Annotated in this window: 24 protein-coding genes and 1 rRNA gene; 23 read left to right on the top strand and 2 right to left on the bottom strand. The window is 29.5% G+C overall.

Features of this window, described 5'->3' with window-relative positions; all coding sequences use genetic code 11:
• The first annotated feature begins 12 nt into the window (after positions 1-12).
• Positions 13-510, top strand: coding sequence for an SEC-C metal-binding domain-containing protein (locus ACRC03_RS09615; protein WP_438652349.1), 498 nt, complete (start codon positions 13-15; stop codon positions 508-510).
• Positions 511-519: 9 nt separating this feature from the next.
• Positions 520-681, top strand: coding sequence for a hypothetical protein (locus tag ACRC03_RS09620; protein ID WP_438652350.1), 162 nt, complete (start codon positions 520-522; stop codon positions 679-681).
• 63 nt (positions 682-744) lie between these two features.
• Here the strand turns inward: ACRC03_RS09620 and ACRC03_RS09625 are convergent, their stop codons facing one another.
• Both ACRC03_RS09625 and ACRC03_RS09630 read right to left on the bottom strand, forming a co-directional pair.
• A complete protein-coding gene (locus ACRC03_RS09625; RefSeq protein WP_438652351.1) occupies positions 745-1,665 on the bottom strand; it encodes a pseudouridine-5'-phosphate glycosidase in 921 nt (306 codons plus the stop codon).
• Positions 1,659-2,753, bottom strand: coding sequence for a PfkB family carbohydrate kinase (locus tag ACRC03_RS09630; protein ID WP_438652352.1), 1,095 nt, complete (start codon positions 2,751-2,753; stop codon positions 1,659-1,661). Before ACRC03_RS09630 ends, ACRC03_RS09625 begins: the two co-directional genes overlap by 7 nt.
• Positions 2,754-2,926: 173 nt before the next feature.
• Here ACRC03_RS09630 and yabG point away from each other — a divergent pair, with 173 nt between their 5' ends.
• The 21 genes from yabG to ACRC03_RS09735 all read left to right on the top strand — a co-directional run.
• Entirely contained in the window at positions 2,927-3,787 is an 861-nt protein-coding gene (yabG, locus tag ACRC03_RS09635; protein ID WP_438652353.1) for a sporulation peptidase YabG, read from the top strand.
• Positions 3,788-3,933: 146 nt separating this feature from the next.
• Positions 3,934-4,200, top strand: coding sequence for a Veg family protein (locus ACRC03_RS09640; RefSeq protein WP_438652354.1), 267 nt, complete (start codon positions 3,934-3,936; stop codon positions 4,198-4,200).
• A 96-nt stretch (positions 4,201-4,296) separates the two neighbouring features.
• Complete coding sequence (locus ACRC03_RS09645; protein WP_438652355.1) at positions 4,297-5,847, top strand: DUF3794 and LysM peptidoglycan-binding domain-containing protein; 1,551 nt, start codon at positions 4,297-4,299, stop codon at positions 5,845-5,847.
• 115 nt (positions 5,848-5,962) lie between these two features.
• The gene (gene ispE / locus ACRC03_RS09650; protein WP_438652356.1) at positions 5,963-6,844 is read left to right on the top strand and encodes a 4-(cytidine 5'-diphospho)-2-C-methyl-D-erythritol kinase; all 882 of its coding nucleotides are present in this window, start codon (positions 5,963-5,965) and stop codon (positions 6,842-6,844) included.
• Positions 6,837-7,517, top strand: a complete 681-nt coding sequence (locus tag ACRC03_RS09655) for a GntR family transcriptional regulator (RefSeq protein ID WP_438652357.1) — start codon at positions 6,837-6,839, stop codon at positions 7,515-7,517. The genes ispE and ACRC03_RS09655 overlap by 8 nt, the downstream gene beginning before the upstream one ends.
• Positions 7,518-7,634: 117 nt before the next feature.
• Positions 7,635-8,285, top strand: coding sequence for a stage II sporulation protein R (gene spoIIR / locus ACRC03_RS09660; protein ID WP_438652358.1), 651 nt, complete (start codon positions 7,635-7,637; stop codon positions 8,283-8,285).
• Between the two features lie 29 nt (positions 8,286-8,314).
• Entirely contained in the window at positions 8,315-8,830 is a 516-nt protein-coding gene (locus ACRC03_RS09665; protein WP_438652359.1) for a cell wall hydrolase, read from the top strand.
• A gap of 145 nt (positions 8,831-8,975) precedes the next feature.
• Positions 8,976-10,043 carry a D-alanine--D-alanine ligase gene (locus tag ACRC03_RS09670; protein ID WP_438652360.1) on the top strand — a complete coding sequence of 356 codons (1,068 nt, stop codon included), beginning with the start codon at positions 8,976-8,978 and terminating at the stop codon, positions 10,041-10,043.
• A 13-nt stretch (positions 10,044-10,056) separates the two neighbouring features.
• The gene (gene murI, locus ACRC03_RS09675; protein ID WP_438652372.1) at positions 10,057-10,860 is read left to right on the top strand and encodes a glutamate racemase; all 804 of its coding nucleotides are present in this window, start codon (positions 10,057-10,059) and stop codon (positions 10,858-10,860) included.
• 63 nt (positions 10,861-10,923) lie between these two features.
• The gene (locus ACRC03_RS09680) at positions 10,924-11,340 is read left to right on the top strand and encodes a DUF1934 domain-containing protein (protein WP_438652361.1); all 417 of its coding nucleotides are present in this window, start codon (positions 10,924-10,926) and stop codon (positions 11,338-11,340) included.
• Between the two features lie 207 nt (positions 11,341-11,547).
• Entirely contained in the window at positions 11,548-12,933 is a 1,386-nt protein-coding gene (gene tilS / locus ACRC03_RS09685) for a tRNA lysidine(34) synthetase TilS (RefSeq protein WP_438652362.1), read from the top strand.
• 32 nt (positions 12,934-12,965) lie between these two features.
• Entirely contained in the window at positions 12,966-14,942 is a 1,977-nt protein-coding gene (ftsH, locus tag ACRC03_RS09690; protein ID WP_438652363.1) for an ATP-dependent zinc metalloprotease FtsH, read from the top strand.
• A gap of 149 nt (positions 14,943-15,091) precedes the next feature.
• Positions 15,092-16,069 (top strand): biotin--[acetyl-CoA-carboxylase] ligase, encoded by a 978-nt coding sequence (locus ACRC03_RS09695; protein ID WP_438652364.1) that lies wholly within the window; start codon positions 15,092-15,094, stop codon positions 16,067-16,069.
• On the top strand, positions 16,062-17,015 hold the full coding sequence (locus ACRC03_RS09700; protein ID WP_438652365.1) for a P1 family peptidase: 954 nt from the start codon (positions 16,062-16,064) through the stop codon (positions 17,013-17,015). Before ACRC03_RS09695 ends, ACRC03_RS09700 begins: the two co-directional genes overlap by 8 nt.
• Before the next feature lie 170 nt (positions 17,016-17,185).
• Entirely contained in the window at positions 17,186-17,839 is a 654-nt protein-coding gene (locus ACRC03_RS09705) for an ECF transporter S component (protein WP_438652366.1), read from the top strand.
• A gap of 18 nt (positions 17,840-17,857) precedes the next feature.
• Positions 17,858-18,661 (top strand): type III pantothenate kinase, encoded by an 804-nt coding sequence (locus tag ACRC03_RS09710; RefSeq protein WP_438652367.1) that lies wholly within the window; start codon positions 17,858-17,860, stop codon positions 18,659-18,661.
• A gap of 96 nt (positions 18,662-18,757) precedes the next feature.
• Positions 18,758-19,732 (top strand): tRNA dihydrouridine synthase DusB, encoded by a 975-nt coding sequence (dusB, locus tag ACRC03_RS09715; protein WP_438652368.1) that lies wholly within the window; start codon positions 18,758-18,760, stop codon positions 19,730-19,732.
• Positions 19,733-19,821: 89 nt separating this feature from the next.
• A complete protein-coding gene (greA, locus tag ACRC03_RS09720) occupies positions 19,822-20,301 on the top strand; it encodes a transcription elongation factor GreA (RefSeq protein WP_438652369.1) in 480 nt (159 codons plus the stop codon).
• Positions 20,302-20,316: 15 nt separating this feature from the next.
• On the top strand, positions 20,317-21,843 hold the full coding sequence (gene lysS / locus ACRC03_RS09725; RefSeq protein WP_438652370.1) for a lysine--tRNA ligase: 1,527 nt from the start codon (positions 20,317-20,319) through the stop codon (positions 21,841-21,843).
• Positions 21,844-22,164: 321 nt separating this feature from the next.
• On the top strand, positions 22,165-22,338 hold the full coding sequence (locus ACRC03_RS09730; RefSeq protein ID WP_438652371.1) for a hypothetical protein: 174 nt from the start codon (positions 22,165-22,167) through the stop codon (positions 22,336-22,338).
• 225 nt (positions 22,339-22,563) lie between these two features.
• Positions 22,564-22,703, top strand: a 16S ribosomal RNA gene (locus ACRC03_RS09735); the annotation flags it as partial.

A 22,703-nucleotide genomic window follows, 5' to 3' on the forward strand; every position in this document is an offset into this window, starting at 1 on the left:
GAGGACAAAAGTATGAGTTTATATACTGAGTGGAGAAACTTAAGTGACAATCATGCAAGTCAAGAAGAAGAAGTGAAATTCTGGGAAGATTATTTAAAAGTAGAAGCTGGAATATACAATGAATTATTAAACAAAAAAATAGAAGTTATAGAAGGTAAAGTTAGCGAATTAGCAGCTAGCCACAATACTTCTGTTGAATACTTCATGGGATTCATAGATGGAATCAGTGAAAGTTTAAAAGCAGATATAACTTTAGAGACTATAGAAGCTGACAGCACTATAAAATTAGATATAGATTTTAAAAAATTATACTACAACATGGTAGCGGTAGAAGCTCACTGGTTATATAGCTTACCAGGATGGAATGATATATTAGCAGATGATGAGAGAAAAGAAATACAAAAGGCTTACAAATTATCTAAGACAGTAGTTAGAGAAGACAAAGTAGGAAGAAATGACGCTTGCCCATGTGGAAGTGGAAAAAAATATAAAAAGTGTTGTGGAAAGTAAGGTAAATTTATGTTTATTCTAAGATTCATGAATGAAGATGATGATTTATCAGTTAAAGAATTTATTCACTTAAGTGAAGTAAAAAGCTTTGTAACTGAAAATAATCTAGACAGAACATGGCATCAAATAGAAGAAGTTAAAAAAGTAATACCAAACTTGAAAGAAGACTAAAAAATAACTCTGATAATTATTAATTATCAGAGTTATTTTTATTAAATTAAAGCAAATTTAAATTTATTTGTTTATATTTGCTAAATCGCTTGCTATTTGAGCTGCAACTTTAGCATTATTGTAAACTAACTCTATGTTAGATGCTAAACTTTTGCCTTCAGTCATAGTCTTAACTCTGTCTAATAAAAATGGAGTAACTTTTTTACCAGCTATATTCTTTTCTTCAGCTTCTTTTAAAGCAGATTCTATAGCGTTATTTATAGTATCGTAATCCATTTCAAATTCTTCTGGTATTGGATTTCCTATAACCATTCCACCCTTTAAGTTTAAGTCCCATTTAGCTTTTAGAGCTTTTGCAACTTCTATAGAAGAATCAACTCTATAATCAACACCAAATCCACTTCTTCTAGTGTAGAAAGCAGGTAATTCATCTGTACCAAAACCTACTACAGGGACTCCGTTAGTTTCTAAGTACTCTAATGTTAATCCTATATCTAATATAGATTTAGCACCAGCACATATAACAGCAACGTTTGTGTTAGCTAATTCTTGTAAATCTGCAGAAATATCAAAAGTTTCCTCTGCTCCTCTATGAACACCACCGATTCCACCAGTAGCAAATACTCTAACGCCAGCTAAATCAGCTAATATCATTGTAGTAGCAACTGTAGTAGCTCCAGTTAACTTTTTAGATATTATGAAAGGTAAATCTCTTCTACTAGCTTTAACAACATCTTTGCTTGTTCCTAAGAACTCTATTTCTTCGTCAGTAAGTCCTACTTTTAAAACTCCATCTATTATAGCTATAGTAGCAGGAATAGATCCATTTTCTCTTATTATTTTACTAACATTTTTAGCCATTTCTATATTTTTAGGATAAGGCATACCATGAGAAATTATAGTTGATTCTAAAGCAACTACAGGATATCCTGCATCTATTGCCTTTTTAACCTCTGGATGTATTTGTAAATATTTTTCTAACATAAAATCATCTCCTTAAGAATTTTTTCTATATTGTCAATCGACATATTAGGGTTTATTGTATTTTGATGAGATAGAGCAATTATAGATGCTGCCATAGAAACTTGAGCAGTATATTTTATATCAAATTCATTTAAAAAGCTGTATATAATAGCTGCTGTAAAAGCATCTCCTGCTCCTGTTGCACTAACTATATCGGTTTTTACTCCGTCAATTTTAAAACTAGAAGTTTCGTTAGCACAAAATACTCCGTCTTTACCAAGAGTAATGAATAAGTTTTTTACACCCATGCTCAATAAATAATTAGAGCAGTCATCTAAATCCTGTGTGGTATTTATTTTTATACCAGATAAAGCTTCTGCCTCATATTTGTTTAATTTTATTGTATTAAATCTACCAATAATATCTTTGATTTTAAGACATTTTGCAGTGGATACTGTATCTACAAATAGGGGTATATGAGAATATGTAGATGTTATATAGTCTATTGTATCTTTAGGTAAGTTAGTATCTATTACAACAGCCAAAGATTCGTTAATAGATTGATGTTTTGAATTAATATAATCTATATCAATTTTATCTAATATATCCATATGTGATATAGCCACTTGCATATCATTACTGTCATTTAAAATTGAAACATATATTGACGTTGGTATTTCATTTGAAATGTAGCAGTCATCAATATCCATTCCATATTTTTTACATTCTGATAATACTTGATTACCATACAAATCATTTCCTATAGCAGAAATAAGTTTTGTATTTATACCTAATCTACAACTATTATCAGCAATATTTCTTCCTACCCCCCCTAAAGAAATATCTACTTTACCAGGGTTAGAATCAAGCATTACTAATTTCTTATTTGGAACCCCTTGAATATCTATATTAGAGCCGCCAATAACAGTAATGTAATCATTTGTATTTAAAATATATCCTTTTCCCTTTATATAACCCTTTTTCATAAGATTGGTTATATGTACTGCAACAGAAGACCGAGTTATATTTAACTTATCAGCTAATTCTTGTTGAGAAATTAGAGGGTCATCTTTTAAAATATTTAAAATTTCTTTTTCTCTATCCGTCATATTTATTCACCTATAATAAATATTTGCTTATAATAATAAACATTTGTTTAAAAACATACTACCACTGTAAAACAAATATTTCAACAAAAAAATGTTTTATTTTTTAAAGTAACAAAAAAACTTATTAAACATATTATAAATTAACATTAAAAAGCTAGACTAGGAGGACAGCTATGAAGATAGGAGACATAGTGGCAAGAAAATCATACAACCAAGATATAATATTTAAAATAGTTGGATTTAGCATAGATAGCAAAAATGAAAAAGTAGCTATATTAAAGGGAGTTGCTTTTAGAGTGATTGCAGATGCCTATTTAGATGATTTAGAAGAAATAAAAATGCCTAACCTAAAGGATGTTTTAATAGATAAAAATGTAGAAACTTTATTATATAAATCTGTAAGAACTGCAAAAGAAAGACAAAAAGACTTGAATAGAGCAGCTCCTAAACTTCAATTTAATTCTAATATTTATGGTATGCCAGGTAAGGTATTGCAAGTTGATGGAGATAAAGATTATTTAAAAATATGTCTAGATGTATATACAGAATTAGGCATACCTGCAGTCGGGGTTGCTATACCAGAAGCAAATCAATATAAAGAAATATATGGATTATTAGAAAAACATAATCCTGACATATTAGTTATAACAGGACATGATGCACTTACATCAAGAAAAGGAAATATTACTGATTTAAATAATTACAGAAATTCATTAAACTTTATAAAAGCAGTTAAACAGGCTCGAAAATGGCAGCCAAATTTGGACAATTTAGTTATATTTGCAGGAGCATGTCAATCTAATTATGAGCAAATAATCAGAGCAGGAGCTAATTATGCAAGTTCTCCTGGAAGAATAATGATACACGCATTAGATCCTGTTTTTGTTGTAGAAAAAATAGCTTGTTCAAGAATAGATACCATAGTTCCTATAGATGAAGTTATAGAGCAGACAGTTACAGGAATGAAAGGTGTTGGGGGCTCAGAAACGAGAGGGAAATTTAGATGGGCAATGCCTAAATCTATTCTATATTAAGGAATTTCAAATATTATACAGTATATATTAAAAAATACTATTGACTTTTGGACAGAAAATATATAAAATAATTAGTTTATACATTTGACAAAAAGCTGAAAATATGATATTATGTAAACATACAAACGTTTAAAGAAGGTGATATTATGGCTACTGTTCAAACTCTAGATAAGATTAGAGAAAGTTTAGAGAGACACTTAGGTAAAAAGATACTACTTAAGGCTAATAAGGGAAGAAAGCAGATTGTTACTAAGAAGGGGATACTAGAAAAAGTATATCCAAGTGTGTTTGTTGTAAAATTAGATGACGGAGCTAATGGATATTCAAGAGTATCATATAGTTATTCAGATTTATTAACATCTAATGTTAAGTTGCAAGTATTTAAAGATCAAAATAAATTAAATGTAAGTTAAAAAATTATACCTATTAAAAATAGGTGTAATTTTTTTTTGCCTATTTAAATATAAATATAGTGTGATATTTTTATTTAAATACAGGGGGGACAATGTATGGAATTAATTAAAGATGTAATTAAAGTTGACAATAGAATAGACTTTGGAAAATTTCAAACATTTATTGAGACAGAAGCAGTAGTGCCAGATAAAAAGCCAGATGTTTATGATATCGTAAAGACAGAAGGGTACATAGCCATCAAAAAGATAGAAGTGACAGATGGAAAAATATTATGCAGAGGTAGTTTCAACTATAATGTAATTTATATTACAGATGATAAAAATACAGTTTCTAATGTAGATGGCAAAATAGACATAAATGAAGTTATAGAAAAAGACAATATAGAGCAAGATATGGAATTTATGTTATTTCCAGAATTAGAGCATGTAGATTGTACTATAATGAATGAAAGAAAAATAAGAGTAGGAGCTCTTATGAATGTAAGAGGAAGTTTATTTGAAAAGCAAAGATTAGATATAGTAAAAGATGTATCTCAAGTAGAAGGAATTCAAAAACATAGAAAAGAAATTTCATATCAAGATATAGTAGGTATTGAAAAATCAGAGAGTGTAATAAGAGATACTATAACTATAAACACAGAAGAAATTCAAACAATAATAAGTTTAAATCCATATACAAGAGTAAAAGAAAGCAGAATAACAGATAATAAAGTTATAATAGGTGGAATAGTAGAAATAAATCCATTGGCTTGCACATATGATGGTGAAATAGTTGAATTAGATAAGATAGGCATTGACTTTACTCAATTTATAGAGGTTCCAGGAGCTTGTGATGGTATGTCAGAAGAAACTTTATTATCCATGGGAGACTTCAACTATATATTTAAACAAAATAGTGAAAGTAATACAGGTATACTTGAGATTGACTGTACAGTAAGTAGTAAAGTTAAAGTTACAGATGAGATAACAAGAGAGGTATTACAAGATGCTTATTCACCACAAAAAATGATTAAATTTGACCATAAAACAATTGAGGTTAATAAAAGATTAAATTGTGGAACAGAAACTTTTGTGGTAAGAGATAATATCAAAAATAACCATGAAGATATACAAATAAAAGAAATAGTAAGTGTGTGTCCATCTATATCAATAGAAAATTCTTATATAGAAGATGATAAAAGTATTATACAAGGTATTATTAAGGTAGATATACTATATGTTCCTGTTGAAGGATTAAAATTAGTTTATAAAATAAGTGAAGAGATACCTTTTGAGCATGATGTTACAGTAGATAATCTAAGTGATACTTGTAAGGTATTCAATACAGTATGCATAGATAAATTAGATGTAGACTTAAATAGAGATGAAATAGATATAGTTATAAAAGCAAAGAGATTTATAGAAGCTATTGATAAAAAAGGAGAAAGTTTTATAGTAAAAGGAGAAGATATGGGTATATATGATTTATCCAAAGCTCCTAGTATAATAGTGTATGTATGTAAAGATGGAGATACATTGTGGAATATAGCTAAGAAATACAATACAACTGAATGTGAAATAGCAGAATTAAATGATATAAAGGCAGAAGAACCTCTAAAAACAGGTAAATGCTTGATTCTAGAGAAAAAGGCTGTTTTAGTTGATTAAATTAATATACTACAAAAAATAAAATAATAGGGGATTATAATCCCCTATTATTTTATTTTTTGTAGTATAATGTTAGTAGTTAGAAATGCATTATACTATATACAAGGAGGCTAAAATGAATTCTATAAAGTTAAAAAGCAGAGCAAAAATAAATTTATCAATAGATGTGCTAGGAAAAAGAGAAGATGGATATCATTTAGTCGAAATGATAATGCAGACGATAAATTTATACGACATAATAAAAATAAAAGAGTTGGAATTAAATGAAATAGTTGTAAAAAGTAATAGTTCTGATATACCTGTAGATGAAAATAATATTGTTTATAAAGCAGCCAACTTGATTAAAAATAAGTTTAATATAGACAAGGGTGTAGAAGTATTTATAGAGAAAAATATTCCAATAGCAGCAGGAATGGCTGGAGGAAGCTCTAATGCAGCGGCCGTTTTAGTTGGACTTAATAAAATTTGGGAATTAAATTTATCAGAAATAGAATTACAAGAAATAGGGTTTAAGCTAGGAGCAGATGTACCTTATTGTATATCGGGTAAAACATCTCTAGCTCAAGGTGTAGGGGAAAAACTAACTAATATTAAGGGTTTACCTGGAGATATTAGTATATTAGTTTGTAAACCGGAGATATTTGTGTCTACTAAAGATGTATATAAAGGTTTAGATTTGAAAAATATTAAAAATAGACCAAATACTGAATATTTAATAGAGTGTCTAAAAGAAGAAAAAATAGAAGACTTATCAAAAAATATGGTTAATGTACTTGAAGATGTAACGAGCAATATGCATAAAGAAATAAAGGAAATTGAGCATATTATGATGAGTAATAATGCTTTAGGTTCTATGATGAGTGGAAGTGGGCCTACAGTTTTTGGACTATTTAAAAGCATAGAAGATGCTTTAAAAGGAAAAGAGGAACTACTAAAGAACTATCATCAAGTATATATTGTTAATAGTAGTGAAAAAGGAGTTGAGATTAATGGATAATTTAACAAAATTAAATTTAGACGAGTATAAACCATTAAGAGATGTGGTATTTGAAAATTTAAGAGAAGCAATATTAGAGGGAAAAGTAAGTCCAGGGCAAAGATTAATGGAAGTGCAGTTAGCAGAACAACTAGGGGTAAGTAGAACGCCAGTTAGAGAAGCTATAAGAAAACTTGAGTTAGAAGGATTAGTAGTAATGCTTCCAAGAAAAGGTGCTTATGTTGCTAATATGTCTTTAAAAGATATAATAGATGTATTAGAAATAAGAGCTAGCTTAGAAGGTCTTTCAGCGTCTTTAGCAGCAGAAAGAATAAGTGAAGACGATATTAAGAAGCTTGAGCAAATAGCAGGAGACTTCAAAAAAAGTACAAGTGATTCAGATGTAGAAGCATTATTAAAAATGGATGTGGAGTTTCATGAATGCATATTTAAAGCTACAAACAACAAAAAACTTCATCAACTAATAAATTCTTTATGGGAACAGGTATATAGATTTAGAGTTACATACATATCTGATTATGATTCATCTGTAAATATAATTAAAGAACATGAACTTATATTAGATGCTATCAAAAAAGGAGACAGTGAGCTAGCTAAGAGATATGCAACGGAGCATATAGAAAAGGCTGAGCAATTTATAATTGATAGAGCTATGAACAATAAAGAGAATTAACATTAAAGAAGGTTGAACCTTCTTTTTTTTGTTTTTTAAAACAATAATATTTATGAATAACTTTCCCCCGAGTGGACATACTCAAAATAGTAATATGTTGAAGGGGGAAAATATAAAATGAGAGTAATAAAAAATAGATTAAGAATATTAGCTTTCTGTTTAATTTCATTAATTTTAATTATGACAGTAGTAATAAATGGGGAAATAAAAAAAATAAACGCAGCAACAATAGACTATAAGGAAAAATTAATAAGATTTCATGTTATAGCTAATAGTAATTCTGATAAAGATCAAAATCTAAAACTAAAAGTAAGAGACAATGTTATAGCATATTTACAGCCTAAATTAGCTAAATCAGAAAGTATACAAGAAAGTGAAAGAATAATAAAATCAGAATATGATAATTTAAGAAAAGTAAGCGAAGATACTATACATGCTAATGGGTATAATTATGGAGTAACAGTAGACATTGTATACAGTGAATTTCCGACTAAACAATACTCTAATGTAATCTTGCCAGCAGGAGAATACAAGGCTTTAAAAATAGTAATAGGTAGTGGACAAGGTAGAAATTGGTGGTGTGTTATGTTTCCTCCGTTATGCTTTGTAGATGACGAAAAAGGTATGATAGATAAAAAAACTGATGAAAAACTAAAACAAATTTTAACTGAAGAGGAATATAAGTTGATAACACAAAAAAGCCAAGATGATGTAAGTAGAGCAACAGTTAAATTTAAAGTTATAGAAGTATTAAAAGGCGTTTTTTAAAATTAGAACTTAAAGGAGTGACTTTAATTATGGAGAGGTGCTATAAGCTGATAGTAACTTTATTAGTTTTAACCTATGTACTTATCCCGACCCAAAAAGTACTAGCGTATGATACTGACTTATCGAATGAGGATGTTAAAATTATACATGCTAATTCTACAAAACAAGAAAAGAAAGAAGTTATAAATATAACTAATGAAGAGTTATTGTTATTATCTAAATTAGTTACAGGAGAAGCAAGAGGTGAAAGTTACGAAGGTCAAGTTGCAGTAGCTGCAGTTGTAATAAATAGAGTAATAGATTATAGGTTTCCCAACACCATAAAAGATGTAATATATCAAAAAAATGCATTTTCTGTTGTTAAAGATGGATCTATAAATATGCAACCTACAGAATCCGCATATGATGCAGCTAGAGAAGCATTATATGGATATGATCCTACAAATGAAGCTATATATTTTTGGAATCCTGATATAGCTACATGTAAATGGATAAAAACATTAGACCCATATATGAGAATAGGGAATCATGTTTTTGCTAAGTAGAGTAAATAAGTTATTGAAAATATGGATAAAGGAGCTTTTTGCTCCTTTATTTTTTTATGAAAATAAACTATAATAATCATTTAGATAACAAAAAGCATAAAATACAAGAGTTAAGTTAACTAGCATATATTAGGAAGGTGAAAATATGAATAAAATTAATATAGCTTTAATATTTGGTGGTAAGTCAGGAGAGCATGAAGTTTCTCTATCATCAGCAGCTTCAATTTATAAACATATTGATAAAGATAAATATAACGTTTTTACTATAGGAATAACTAAAGATGGAAAATGGATGTACTACGAAGGTAGCGAAGAAAATATAAAAAATGGAGAATGGGTTAATTTAGTTAATAAAAATGTAGAAATTAATTTAATGCCATCAGGAAACAAAGAAGTAGGAATATTATTTGAAGACGGTAGAGTTGAGAAAATAGATGTATTATTCCCTGTATTACATGGTCCATATGGAGAAGATGGAACTATACAAGGGTTGTTCGAAATAAGTCAAATACCATACGTAGGTTGTGGAGTATTAGCTTCAAGTGTAGGTATGGATAAACTAATTTGTAAAAAAGTATTTTCTCAAATTGGATTGCCACAAGTAGATTATACTTATACAAATAAATGGTCATTTACTAAAAATACAGATAAAGAATTAGATGAAATAGAAAGTAAATTGAGCTATCCTATATTTGTAAAACCTGCTAATTTAGGTTCAAGTGTTGGAATATCTAAAGTTACTAATAGAAAAGAACTTCTAAATGGAATAAATGAAGCATTAGAGTATGATTCTAGAATTGTTTTAGAACAAGGAATAGATGCTAGAGAAATTGAAGTTGCAGTTCTTGGAAATGATGATGTAAAAGCATCTATAGCAGGAGAAATAAAACCGGCTAAAGATTTCTACGATTATGAAGACAAGTATATAAATGGAGCGTCTAGTTATGACATTCCAGCAAATATAAGAACTGAAGATATGGATAAAATAAGAGAGATGGCTATCGAAGCTTTCAAAGGAATAGACGGAAAAGGACTTTCTAGAGTAGATTTCTTCATTGATAAAAATTCGAATGAAATATTTATTAATGAGATAAATACATTACCAGGTTTCACAAGTATAAGTATGTATCCTAAAATGTGGGATGCTACAGGGTTAAGTTATTCTGAACTTATAGATAAACTTATAGATTTAGCATTAGATGCTAATAAGTAAAGTAGGTGTTGATATGAATGATAGACCAATAGGAGTATTTGATTCTGGTCTAGGAGGATTGACAGTATTAAAAGAAATAATGAAAATTCTCCCTAATGAAAATATAGTATATTTTGGAGATACAGCTAGAGTACCTTATGGACCTAGATCTAAGGAAACAGTAATGAAATATACATTTCAAGCAATAAATTTTTTAATATCAAAGAATGTAAAGGCTATAGTTATTGCTTGCAATACAGCTACAGCAAGATGTTTAAAAGAAGCAAATGAAAAATATGATATACCTATATTAGGTGTTATAGAGGCTGGAGCTAGAACAGCTGCATATTCAACAAAGAATAAAATTGTAGGTGTAATTGGAACGGAAGGAACAATACGTTCAAAAGCATACAATTTAGAAATTGGAAAAATAGATAAAGATATCCGTATAATAGATAAATCATGTCCGTTATTTGTACCAATAGTTGAAGAAGGATGGGCAAATACAGATATAGCAAGCTTAACAGCTAAAAGATACTTAAAAGAGCTTGTAGATGAAAATATAGATTCTTTAGTATTAGGTTGTACACACTATCCTCTACTAAAAAGAACAATAGGGCAAATAGTTGGAGAAAAAGTTAAATTAGTAAATCCAGCAAAAGAAACAGCAAAGGATTTAAAAAAAGTATTAGAAGCTAATAGTGTATTAAGAAAAGACAATAGCGGAGTATATGAATACTATGTATCTGATATACCAGAAAAATTTGCATCTATAGCAGGTGAGTTTTTAAAGAAAGAAATAAAAGATATAAAAACTATCGAAATACAAAAGTATTAATTTATAAATAAACTTTAGGTTAATAAAGCTTAAATTTTATCATTGCTTAGGAGGAAGTTTTTTGTGGAAGTGAAAATTAATATAGTTACAAAACAGTATGATGAAAATTCTAACGTAGACACTATAAGTATAGAAGCGGAAGGTAAATCATACGTAAAAAATAATGAAACTTATGTAGTGTATAAAGAAACAGAAGATGGAAATGAAACAACTACTACGATAAAAATATCTGATGTTGATGTTTCTATAAAAAGATTTGGAAGTTCTAACTCAACAATGGTATTTAAAAACAATGAAAAAAATACTACTAAGTACAGAACTCCTCAAGGATTATTACTTATAGAAACTGATACTAAAAATTTAACTATAAATAATAATGAAAATGGTCATATAAAAATAGACATACGATATAATATAAAAATAATGGAATTGTTCCAAGGAAAAAATGAAATAAGTATATTAATACAAAATAAAGAATAATATATATTTATAAATTATAAAATAATATGTCGATAATATAAATTTTATAAGGGGTAGTTAAAATACTACCTTTTATTTGATTTATTTGGTATTATAATAGTTATACACTAAAGTTTATATCTTTTGAAAAAAGATACAAGGGTTTATAGTTTTTTTATAGAAACTATACATGAAAGTTAATAAAAACTAAATGTAAGAGGTATAAATATGATTTTAGAAAAGGTACTAAGTACTATAAATAAATATAGCTTAATTAATAATGGAGACAAGATTGTAATCGGGGTTTCCGGTGGTCCAGACTCCATATGTTTACTACATATATTAAATAGGCTTAAAGAAAAATTTGATATAGAAATTTATGCTGCACATTTAAATCACCAATTGAGAGGAATTGAAGCTCAAAAAGATGCTTTATACGTTTCTCAAATATGTGAAGAAATGGGAGTAACTTATTTTATAAAATCTATTGATGTAGCTAAGTATTGTAATGAAAATAGTTTATCTATTGAAGAAGGCGCAAGGAAACTTAGGTATGAAATGTTTGATGAAATAAGACTAAAAACTAATTCTAATAAAATAGCTATAGGACATAATCTGAATGATCAAGCAGAAACTATTTTAATGCGTGTGATGAGAGGTACAGGATTACAAGGACTAAGAGGCATAGAATATATTAGAGATAATGGTATAATTAGGCCGCTTTTAGATATTAATAGAACAGAAATAGAAAATTACTGTGAAGAAAATGATTTAAATCCAAGAATAGATAAAAGTAACTTAGAAAGTATATATACAAGAAATAAAGTAAGATTAGAATTAATACCTTATATGAAGGATAATTTTAATACTAATGTAATAGAATCTATAGTTAGAATGAGTAATGGATTAAGACATGATAGCGACTACATTGAAGAAGAAGCTAAAATTAAATTTAAGAAAATATGCAATTTAAACTCCAATGATGTAGAAATTAAATTAAAAGACTATATAAATTTGCATATAGCTATAAAAACTAGAATTATAAGAAATAGTATTAAACATATACTAGGAGATACTAACTTTTTAGATCAAAAACATATAGAAGATGTTATAGATTTAGAAAATCAAAATAAAATAAATAAAACTATAATGCTTCCAAGAGGTGTATTTGCATATAGAAAGCAAGATATAATACTGTTAACGACAAAAGAAATAGTTAATAAAGAAATAGAATTTTGCTATAATATACCTAGTAATGGATTTGTAAAAATAAAAGAATTAAATTTAATAATTGAAACCCAAAAGATGAGTATAGATAGATATAATAGTTTAAAAAATGACAAATGGTCCAAAGGGTTTGATTTCAATAAAGTAAAAGGAGGTTTAGTTGTAAGAAACAGAAAGCAAGGAGATAAAATAAAACTTGCAGGAGGAACTAAAAAACTTAAAGATTTATTCATTGACTTAAAAATACCAAGAGAAGATAGAGATAAAGTTCCTGTTATGATAGATGAACAAGGAGTTTTACTTGTAGGGGATTATAGAGTTAGTGAAAATTATAAAATTGATTCTCAAACAAAAGAAGTCTTAAAGATTAGCTTTAAGAAACTATAGAATAAAAACAACGTATGAAAGGAGGGCTTCTTTTGAATAAATTTTTCAAAGGAATAGGTTTCTACCTACTAATTTTCATAATAATAGTAGGAATAGTGCAGTTCTCAGGTAAGCCGACAGATAAAATAGAAACGATGGAATTCTCAAAGGTATATAGAGAATTATCTAGCGAAAATATATCAAGGTTATACTTTATAAATGAAACTGCAGTAGAAGGAACAATAAAAGATAGCAACACTAAATTTAGATCATATGTACCAAAGGAAATAATAGGAGATAAACTTTCGAGTGAAGTTCTAGCTCAAGCTAAAGAAGGTAAACTAGTATTTGGAGGAGAACCAACTCCATCTGCACCATGGTTCTTAGAAATGTTGCCTACATTATTACTAATATTCTTTATGGTAATACTTTGGTTTGTGTTCATGAATCAGTCTCAAGGTGGAGGCGGAAGAGTTATGAATTTTGGTAAATCAAAAGCTAAGGTTCATAAAGATGATGAAAAAACAAGAGTTACATTTAAAGATGTAGCGGGGTTAAATGAGGAAAAAGAAGATTTACAAGAAGTTGTAGACTTCCTAAAGAATCCCAAGAGATATATTGAATTAGGTGCAAGAATACCAAAAGGTATACTTATGGTAGGGCCTCCAGGAACAGGTAAAACTTATTTATCAAGAGCTGTTGCGGGAGAAGCAGGAGTACCGTTCTTTAGTATAAGTGGTTCTGATTTCGTTGAAATGTTTGTTGGGGTAGGTGCTTCGAGAGTTAGAGATTTATTTGAACAAGCGAAGAAAAATGCACCAGCTATAATATTTATAGACGAAATAGATGCTGTTGGTAGAAAAAGAGGAGCAGGACTTGGTGGTGGACACGATGAAAGAGAACAAACTCTGAACCAACTTTTAGTTGAGATGGATGGGTTTGGTGTAAACCAAGGAATAATAATAATGGCAGCTACAAATAGACCTGACATACTTGACCCTGCGTTACTTAGACCAGGAAGATTTGATAGACAGGTAGTTGTTGGAGCACCAGATGTTAAAGGAAGAGAAGCTATATTTAAAGTTCACTCTAAAAATAAACCTTTAGCAGAAGATGTAAAAGTAGAAGTATTAGCTAGGAGAACTCCTGGATTTACTCCAGCTGATATAGAGAACTTAATGAATGAAGCAGCTATATTAACTGCAAGAAAAAGAGAAAAGAAAATCCAAATGGAAACTATAGAAGAGGCTATAACAAAGATTATAGCAGGAGTTGCTAAGAAATCAAGAGTTATAAGTGAACCTGAAAGAAGACTTACTGCTTACCATGAAGCAGGTCATGCAGTTTGTGCTCATGTTCTTACTTATGCAAGTCCAGTACATCAAGTTACAATAGTTCCAAGGGGTAGAGCTGGTGGATTTACTATGCAGCTTCCAATTGAAGATAAGTTCTATGCAACAAAAAAAGAAATGAAAGAAAATATAATTGTATTGCTTGGTGGTAGAGTAGCTGAAGAGTTAATACTAGATGACATATCAACTGGTGCATCTAATGACTTAGAAAGAGTGGCTGCAACTGCAAGAAATATGGTTACTAAATACGGAATGAGTTCTAAACTTGGACCAATGACATTTGGAGATGGTGATGACGAAGTATTCTTAGGTAATAGTTTTGCTACAAAGAGAAATTATTCTGAAGAAGTTGCGTCAGAAATAGATAAAGAAATAAGAAGAATTGTTGAAAGTTCACATAGAGAAACAAAGAAAGTGCTACAAGAAAATATGGATAGTTTAGAATATGTAGCTCAATCACTATTAATCTATGAAACACTAGATGCAGAACAGTTTATAAAAGCATTTAATAAAGAGCTGCCTTTAGATAAAATAGAAGATAATAGCAAAGATAAATTTGCTGTAACTATAGAAGAAAACACTTTGGAAGAAAAAGAAGTGGACTTAATAGCTAAAGACACAGAAATAAAAGATATAAATGTAGAACAAAATCTAGAAAACAAAGACAATGATAAATAAATACTTATTTAAAATAGGACCTATTAATAGGTCCTATTACTTTATCCAATAATAAAGATTAGATACAAACTATACCTTTTTTAATATAAAATTGTAGGGTATAATTATTTACTATAGATATAGAAATTACATTAAAATAGAGGTGTAATATGAGAGATAAAATAATAGAAATCATACTGGATCAAGATGGCGGTTTTATTTCAGGAGAAGAGCTATCTAAATATATAGGGATATCACGAGCGGCAATATGGAAACATATCAAAATTTTAAAAGAAGAAGGATACAATATTGAATCAGTGAATAAAAAAGGTTATAGATTAATAGAAATACCTAAGGATTTATTAACTTACAAAAACATTAATCATAAACTGAATGCAAAAATAATTGGTAATAAAATAATACACTTTGAAACTATAGGGTCTACCAACGATTATGCTAAAGAAATAGCGTCAAATGAAGATGAAGGGACTATAATAATTAGTGAAGAGCAAACTAATGGAAGAGGAAGATTAGGCAGGCAATGGTATTCTAAATCTTATGATGGAATATGGATGAGTGTGATTTTAAAACCTAATATAATGCCATACGAAGCACCGTTTATAACTTTAATAGCTGGGGCTAGTATAGCAAAGGCACTAAAAAATTTGGGCGTAGAAACGTTAATAAAGTGGCCAAATGATGTAATTTTGAACGATAAGAAAATATCAGGTATACTGACGGAATTATCAGCGGAAATTGAAAGAGTAAATTACATTGTATTAGGCATTGGTATAAACGTAAAAACTATGGAATTTTCTCAAGAAATATCGGATATAGCTACATCTTTATATAAAGAAAACTATAAGATTTCTAGAGTTGATATAGTTAAAAATATATTAGAAGAATTTGAAAAATTATATTTTAAATATGTAAATGAAAATTCAAAAGAAGAAACTCTTGATATATGTAGAAAATACTCAGCTATTATTGGAAAAGAAATATATCTGCTTAAAAATAAAAGTAAAGAGCTAGTAAAATGTTTAGATATTAATAAAGATGGTAACTTAATAGTAGAGAAAAAAAATAAAACTATTCAAGAAATAGTATCGGGTGAAGTTTCAATAAGGGGTGTTGAAGGATATGTATAATAACGTACTTGATGTTAAAGGAATAAAAATTGGACAAGTAGAAGATAGAGAGGGTTTAACAGGATGTACAGTTGTTATATGTGAAGAAGGTGCAGTATGTGGAGTGGATGTTAGAGGAGCTGCCCCAGGAACAAGAGAAACAGATCTTTTAGATCCTATAAATATGATTCAAAAAGTTCATGCTGTAGTACTGTCAGGAGGATCAGCTTTTGGTCTAGAATCTACATGTGGAGTGAGTAAATATTTAGAAGAAAATAATATAGGATTTGATGTAGGAGTTGCTAAGGTTCCTATAGTTGTAGGTGCAGTTTTATTTGATTTAGCGGTAGGAAATCCTAAATGTAGACCTGACATAGCGATGGGATACAAAGCTTGCGAAATTGCGAGTAAAACGGAACTAAAGCAAGGTAATTATGGTGCAGGGTGTGGTGCTACTGTTGGGAAGATAAGAGGTCCAGAGTATGCCATGAAAGGTGGTATAGGAAGTTATTCTATAAAATTAGATAATGGATTAGTTGTATCTGCATTAATTGCAGTTAATGCCTTAGGTGATGTATATGAAAATGGAAAAGTAATAGCAGGAGTAATGGATAATGATAAAACAAAGGTACTTAATAGTTATGAAATTATGAAAAATGGACTAACAAAAGGTGGATTTAACATAGATAACACTACTATAGGGGTAGTTGTAACTAATGCTAAGTTAACTAAAGCAGAATGTAAAAAAGTATCTCAAATGGCTCATAATGGATATGCAAAGTCTATATTCCCTATACATACTCCTCATGATGGAGATACAATATTTACTATGGCAACAGGAGAAATAGAAACTGATATGACCTTATTAGGCTCCTTAGCTACAGAGGTTGTAGAAAAAAGTGTTATCAATGCTATAAAAAATGCTGAGGGTGTTAAAAATATACTAGCATATAAAGATTTAATTTAACAATAACAGTTGTTGACAACAGCATATACTATTGCTAAAATTGTTGTTGTTAAAGCTGGCATCCAATTAATGTGGAGCCTGACTTGACAATCATAGTAAGACGTAAGTTAACAAAAAAATAAAAAAAGTCCGGCATCTTTTATGAGCTGGAACGGAGGTGTATTTTTATTATGAATACAGAAACAACAGACGTAATAAAAGTTAAGTCATCAGATGTTGTGGTTATGACATCACAAAAGAAATATCAAGGAAGAAAAAGTGTAAATGTAAGAAGAATGGCTATAATAGGTGTGCTATCAGCTATATCTATCATGCTATCTATTACTCCTTTAGGATTTATACCAATAGGTCCTGTAAATGCAACTATAATGCATATACCTGTTATTATAGGGGCGATAATAGAAGGTCCTGTAGTAGGTATGTCAATAGGACTTATATTTGGTGCTACAAGCTTAATTAGAGCGTTAACAATGCCTACAATAACATCATTTGCATTTATAAATCCGATGGTATCTATATTGCCGAGAGTCGTAATTGGATTGGTAGCATACTATGTATATAAAATATCAGTAAAGACAACAAAGAATGCTTTTTTATCTGGATGGATATCTGGAGCGATTGGTTCTTTAGTAAATACAATGGGTGTTTTAGGTATGATATACGTATTATACGGAGAGAGATATGCGAAAGCTATGGGAGAAAGTGCTGCAGCAGCTAAAACACTTTTATTAACACTAGCTACGACAAGTGGTATACCAGAAGCTATTGTTGGAGGCTTTGTAGTATCTGCAGTTGTAGTAATACTTAGCAAAAGGAAAAAATAGAAAGAAGGTTAATAATATATGCTTTTAGTATTCGACGTTGGAAATACCAACATGGTTTTAGGAATATACAAAAATAAAGAGTTAATAAAAAATTGGAGAATAAATACGGATAAAGAGAAAACATCAGACGAATATGGTATGATAATAAGGAGCTTATTTCAGTATGACAATGTAAATATGGAAGATATAGATGATGTTATAATATCATCAGTAGTTCCTAATATTATGCATGCTCTTGAAAATTTCTGTATAAAATACTGTAAAAAAGAGCCTAAAATAGTAGGTCCAGGTATTAAGACAGGATTGAATATAAAATATGATAATCCTAAACAAGTTGGTGCAGATAGGATTGTTAATGCAGTAGCAGGTATAGAAAAATACGGATACCCATTGATAATAGTAGACTTTGGAACGGCAACTACATTCTGTGCTATATCTGAAAAAGGTGAGTATCTAGGTGGAACGATAGCTCCAGGAATAAAAATATCTAGTGAAGCTTTATTTCAAAGAGCCTCTAAACTTCCGAGGGTAGAGTTAGTTAAGCCAGGTATGACTATATGTAAAAGTACTGTATCAGCTATGCAATCAGGTATAATCTATGGGTATGTAGGATTAGTTGACAAGATAGTAGAAATGATGAAAAATGAATTAAATCATAATAACATTAAAGTTGTAGCTACTGGTGGATTAGCAACTCTTATTTCGTCAGAAACTAAAAGTATAGATTATGTAGATAAATTCTTAACGTTAGAAGGCTTAAGAATTATACATGAAAAGAATAAAATGGATTTAGTATCTAATGGACAGATAGAGGAACTCTAAGGTTTATATATAAAAATAACAATAGTAAGGGGGAATTGAGTAATATGCTCAATTCCTTTTTGTATAAAATTTATAACTAATATGAGGAGACAGAATATGAAAATAGGAAATGTTGAACTAAACAATAAGGTATTTTTATCTCCAATGGCAGGAGTTACAGATTTACCTTTTAGACTTATATGTAAAGAACAAGATTGTGGAATGCTTTATACAGAGATGATAAATGCAAAAGCTTTATGTTATGACGATGAAAATACAAAAAAAATGTTAAAAATAGAAGAGGAAGAACATCCTGTAGCGGTTCAAATATTTGGTTCAGATCCAGAATTCATGGGAAAAGCAGCGCAAATATTAAATGAGTACCCTAATGAGATACTAGATATTAATATGGGATGTCCTGCCCCTAAAGTGATTAGAAATGGTGATGGTTCAGCATTAATGAGAAAACCAAAACTAGCAGAAGAAGTATTAAAATCAGTTGTAAAAAATTCTAATAAACCAGTAACTTTAAAAATAAGAAAAGGTTGGGATGATGAAAGTGTAAATGCTGTAGAAATAGCTAAAATAGCAGAAGCTAGTGGAATAAGTGCGTTAGCTATACATGGTAGAACTAGAGAACAATATTATTCAGGAAAGGCAGATTGGGATATAATAACAGAAATAAAAGAAAATATAAGTATACCAGTTATAGGAAATGGAGATATATTTAGTATAGAAGATGCTATAAACATGTTAAACAAAACAGGTTGTGATGCTATAATGATAGGTAGAGGAGCCCAAGGTAATCCTTGGATATTTAAAAGAATCAACCATTATATGCAAACAGGAGAAATTTTACCAGAACCAGCATTAGAAGAAAAAATAAATACAGCCATAAAACATTTACAATTAGCTTTAGAAGAACATGGAGAATATGTTGCTGTAAGAGAAATGAGAAAACATATTGCGTGGTATTTAAAGGGGCTTAGAAATTCTGCTAAAGTAAGAGATGAAATTAATAAAATAGAAAGCCATGAAGAGGTAGTGAATAAGTTAAAGACATACATGCAAGACTGCTTGACATTAGAATAATAGTGACATATAATAAACGGCATAAATTAAAACTAAGTAAATAGAATTGGGAGAAATCCCAAATACATAATGAAGGAGTTGTAGGGGTTATGGAAGATAAGAAAGAAATACTGTTAACTCAAGAAGGATACCAAAAATTAGAAAATGAAGTGGAGCTTTTAAAAGCAGTTAGAAGAAGAGAAGTTGCTGAAAGAATAAAGGTAGCTATATCTTTTGGAGATATATCTGAAAACGCTGAGTACGATGAAGCTAAAAATGAGCAAGCTCAATTAGAAGAGAGAATATTAAAATTAGAAAATATGATAAGAAAAGCTGTTATCATAGATGAAAGTAAGCTAGATGGTAATCTTGTAACTATAGGATCTATAGTTAAAGTGAATGATGTTGATTTTGGTGAAGAAGTTGAATATGTAATAGTAGGTTCTGCCGAAGCTGATCCATACGAAGGGAAAATATCAAATGAGTCGCCAGTAGGGAGAGCTCTTTTAGGAAGAACTGTAGGTGATATGGTAGACGTACAAGTTCCGGATGGGGTATCTAAGTTTGAGATATTAGAAATAAAAAGATAATTGGGAGGATAACAAATGAATAATGATCAACAAAATGCTAACAATGATCAATTACAAGAAGAACTTAGTGAAGTTCTTCAAGTAAGAAGAGACAAGTTAACTAAATTACAAGAGATGGGAAAAGATCCTTTCCATGTGAGTAGATACGATAGAACAAGTAATTCAAAAGCTATAAAAGATGACTTCGAAAACGTAGAAGGTAAAGTTGTTAAAATAGCAGGTCGTATAATGAGTAAAAGAATCCAAGGTAAAGCTGGATTTATAGATATACAAGACCAAGAAGGAAGAATTCAATGTTACGTTAGATTAGACAGAATAGGAGAAGAAGAATATTCTATTTTCTCTACATATGATATAGGTGACATTTTAGGTGTTGAAGGTGAAGTATTCAAAACTAAAAAAGAAGAAATATCTGTAAAAGCTAATGAAGTAATATTATTATCTAAATCTCTTCAAATACTACCAGAGAAATATCATGGATTAAAAGACCAAGACTTAAGATATAGACAAAGATATGTTGATTTAATAGTTAACCCAGAAGTAAAAGATGCATTTATGACAAGAACAAAAGCTTTAAAAGCTTTAAGAACTTATTTAGACGAAAGAGGATTCTTAGAAGTTGAGACTCCTATATTAAATACTATAGCAGGTGGAGCTAACGCTAGACCATTTATGACTCATCATAATACATTAGATATACCAATGTACTTAAGAATAGCAAATGAGCTATACTTAAAGAGACTTATAGTTGGTGGATTTGATAAGGTTTATGAAATGGGTAGAATGTTCAGAAATGAAGGTATGTCTATAAAGCATAATCCTGAGTACACAGCTATGGAATTATACCAAGCATATGCAGATTATACAGATATGATGGAAATAACAGAAAATCTTATATCTCATATGGCGGAAGTTGCTACAGGAAGTATGGTAGTAAACTATCAAGGAACTGAAATAGACTTTACTCCTCCGTGGAAGAGAATGACTATGGAAGATTGTGTTAAGGAATATACGGGAGTAGATTTCTCTACTATAAACACAGATGAAGAAGCTTTAGAAGTAGCTAAGGAAAAAGGAATAGAAATAAATGCTGGAATGAGAAGAGGAGAAGTTATAAATGCATTCTTTGAAGAATTTGGAGAAGATAAATTAATCCAACCTACATTTATAACTCATCATCCAGTTGAAGTGTCGCCACTTGCGAAAAGAAATGTAGAAGATCCAAGAAGAACTGATAGATTTGAAGCTTTTGCAAATAAGTGGGAGTTAGCTAATGCATTCTCTGAACTTAATGATCCAATCGATCAAAAAGGAAGATTTATGGATCAAGTAAGAAAGAAAGAATTAGGTGATGATGAAGCTTGTGATATGGATGAAGATTTCATAAATGCTTTAGAAGTAGGTTTGCCACCTACAGGAGGTCTTGGAATAGGAATAGACAGAACTATAATGTTATTAACTAATTCTACGACTATAAGAGACGTTTTATTATTCCCAACAATGAAACCTATAGAAAATAATCAAAATAAAATAGAAGAATAAAAATAAAAGGGATTTATATATCTAACTAGATTAGATATATAAATCCCTTTTTGAATTTGAACAAATGATAATAAATTAATTGTTTAGTCGATGTTGAGATATAATTTATATTTTTCATATAAAAATATAAAAGTTTTTAGTGATGATAATAACAGTAAATATAAAAAAATGATATGAAATGGTGGAGATAAATTGAATTTGATGAGAAAAAATAACTTAAAGGATTTTATTATGAATATATATAGAAGAATTTTTGTGAAGGAAAAATGAATAAACTTTAAGAATAATAAATAAAAATTAAATATTTAGGGGGAACTAGATATGTATGGAATTATAAATTGGATATGTTTAATATGCATAAGTTTCTTAGTTTTAGATGTTATGGTATATTTCTGTAAAGATGCAGTAAAAGTAATAGAAACCTCACAAAAACCTAAGTCTAAGGTGGTTAGAAAGACTAAAAGATATGTGTATGAAAATAAAATAGCAAAATAAATAAAAAAGTTTTAAAAAAAGTATTGACCTAATATAATAAAGATGATAAAGTATTACTTGTCCTTAAGAAAAGGAAAAACAAAATGTTTCAAAAGAGCAAGTAAGAACTTTGAAAATTAAACAGTAGGTTAATTTATAGAAACAAACATAATTCTTAACAGAATTAAAACACAAACAAACCAAGCCAGATATTCAGATAATGATTAGCTGAGCGATGGACAACTTTTATTTGAGAGTTTGATCCTGGCTCAGGATGAACGCTGGCGGCGTGCCTAACACATGCAAGTCGAGCGATCTTCTTCGGAAGAGAGCGGCGGACGGGTGAGTAACGCGTGGGTAACCTGCCCTGTACACACGGATAACAT

It is taken from the genome of Romboutsia sp. (assembly GCF_051659545.1).
In the GTDB taxonomy this organism is placed as follows: domain Bacteria; phylum Bacillota; class Clostridia; order Peptostreptococcales; family Peptostreptococcaceae; genus JBOFOR01.

Coding starts and splice junctions, on each gene's coding strand:
- ACRC03_RS09615 (WP_438652349.1), top strand. CDS start 13: ATGAGTTTATATACTGAGTGGAGAAACTTAAGTGACAATCATGCAAGT.
- ACRC03_RS09620 (WP_438652350.1), top strand. CDS start 520: ATGTTTATTCTAAGATTCATGAATGAAGATGATGATTTATCAGTTAAA.
- ACRC03_RS09625 (WP_438652351.1), bottom strand. CDS start 1,665: ATGTTAGAAAAATATTTACAAATACATCCAGAGGTTAAAAAGGCAATA.
- ACRC03_RS09630 (WP_438652352.1), bottom strand. CDS start 2,753: ATGACGGATAGAGAAAAAGAAATTTTAAATATTTTAAAAGATGACCCT.
- yabG (WP_438652353.1), top strand. CDS start 2,927: ATGAAGATAGGAGACATAGTGGCAAGAAAATCATACAACCAAGATATA.
- ACRC03_RS09640 (WP_438652354.1), top strand. CDS start 3,934: ATGGCTACTGTTCAAACTCTAGATAAGATTAGAGAAAGTTTAGAGAGA.
- ACRC03_RS09645 (WP_438652355.1), top strand. CDS start 4,297: ATGGAATTAATTAAAGATGTAATTAAAGTTGACAATAGAATAGACTTT.
- ispE (WP_438652356.1), top strand. CDS start 5,963: ATGAATTCTATAAAGTTAAAAAGCAGAGCAAAAATAAATTTATCAATA.
- ACRC03_RS09655 (WP_438652357.1), top strand. CDS start 6,837: ATGGATAATTTAACAAAATTAAATTTAGACGAGTATAAACCATTAAGA.
- spoIIR (WP_438652358.1), top strand. CDS start 7,635: ATGAGAGTAATAAAAAATAGATTAAGAATATTAGCTTTCTGTTTAATT.
- ACRC03_RS09665 (WP_438652359.1), top strand. CDS start 8,315: ATGGAGAGGTGCTATAAGCTGATAGTAACTTTATTAGTTTTAACCTAT.
- ACRC03_RS09670 (WP_438652360.1), top strand. CDS start 8,976: ATGAATAAAATTAATATAGCTTTAATATTTGGTGGTAAGTCAGGAGAG.
- murI (WP_438652372.1), top strand. CDS start 10,057: ATGAATGATAGACCAATAGGAGTATTTGATTCTGGTCTAGGAGGATTG.
- tilS (WP_438652362.1), top strand. CDS start 11,548: ATGATTTTAGAAAAGGTACTAAGTACTATAAATAAATATAGCTTAATT.
- ACRC03_RS09695 (WP_438652364.1), top strand. CDS start 15,092: ATGAGAGATAAAATAATAGAAATCATACTGGATCAAGATGGCGGTTTT.
- ACRC03_RS09700 (WP_438652365.1), top strand. CDS start 16,062: ATGTATAATAACGTACTTGATGTTAAAGGAATAAAAATTGGACAAGTA.
- ACRC03_RS09705 (WP_438652366.1), top strand. CDS start 17,186: ATGAATACAGAAACAACAGACGTAATAAAAGTTAAGTCATCAGATGTT.
- ACRC03_RS09710 (WP_438652367.1), top strand. CDS start 17,858: ATGCTTTTAGTATTCGACGTTGGAAATACCAACATGGTTTTAGGAATA.
- dusB (WP_438652368.1), top strand. CDS start 18,758: ATGAAAATAGGAAATGTTGAACTAAACAATAAGGTATTTTTATCTCCA.
- greA (WP_438652369.1), top strand. CDS start 19,822: ATGGAAGATAAGAAAGAAATACTGTTAACTCAAGAAGGATACCAAAAA.
- lysS (WP_438652370.1), top strand. CDS start 20,317: ATGAATAATGATCAACAAAATGCTAACAATGATCAATTACAAGAAGAA.
- ACRC03_RS09730 (WP_438652371.1), top strand. CDS start 22,165: ATGTATGGAATTATAAATTGGATATGTTTAATATGCATAAGTTTCTTA.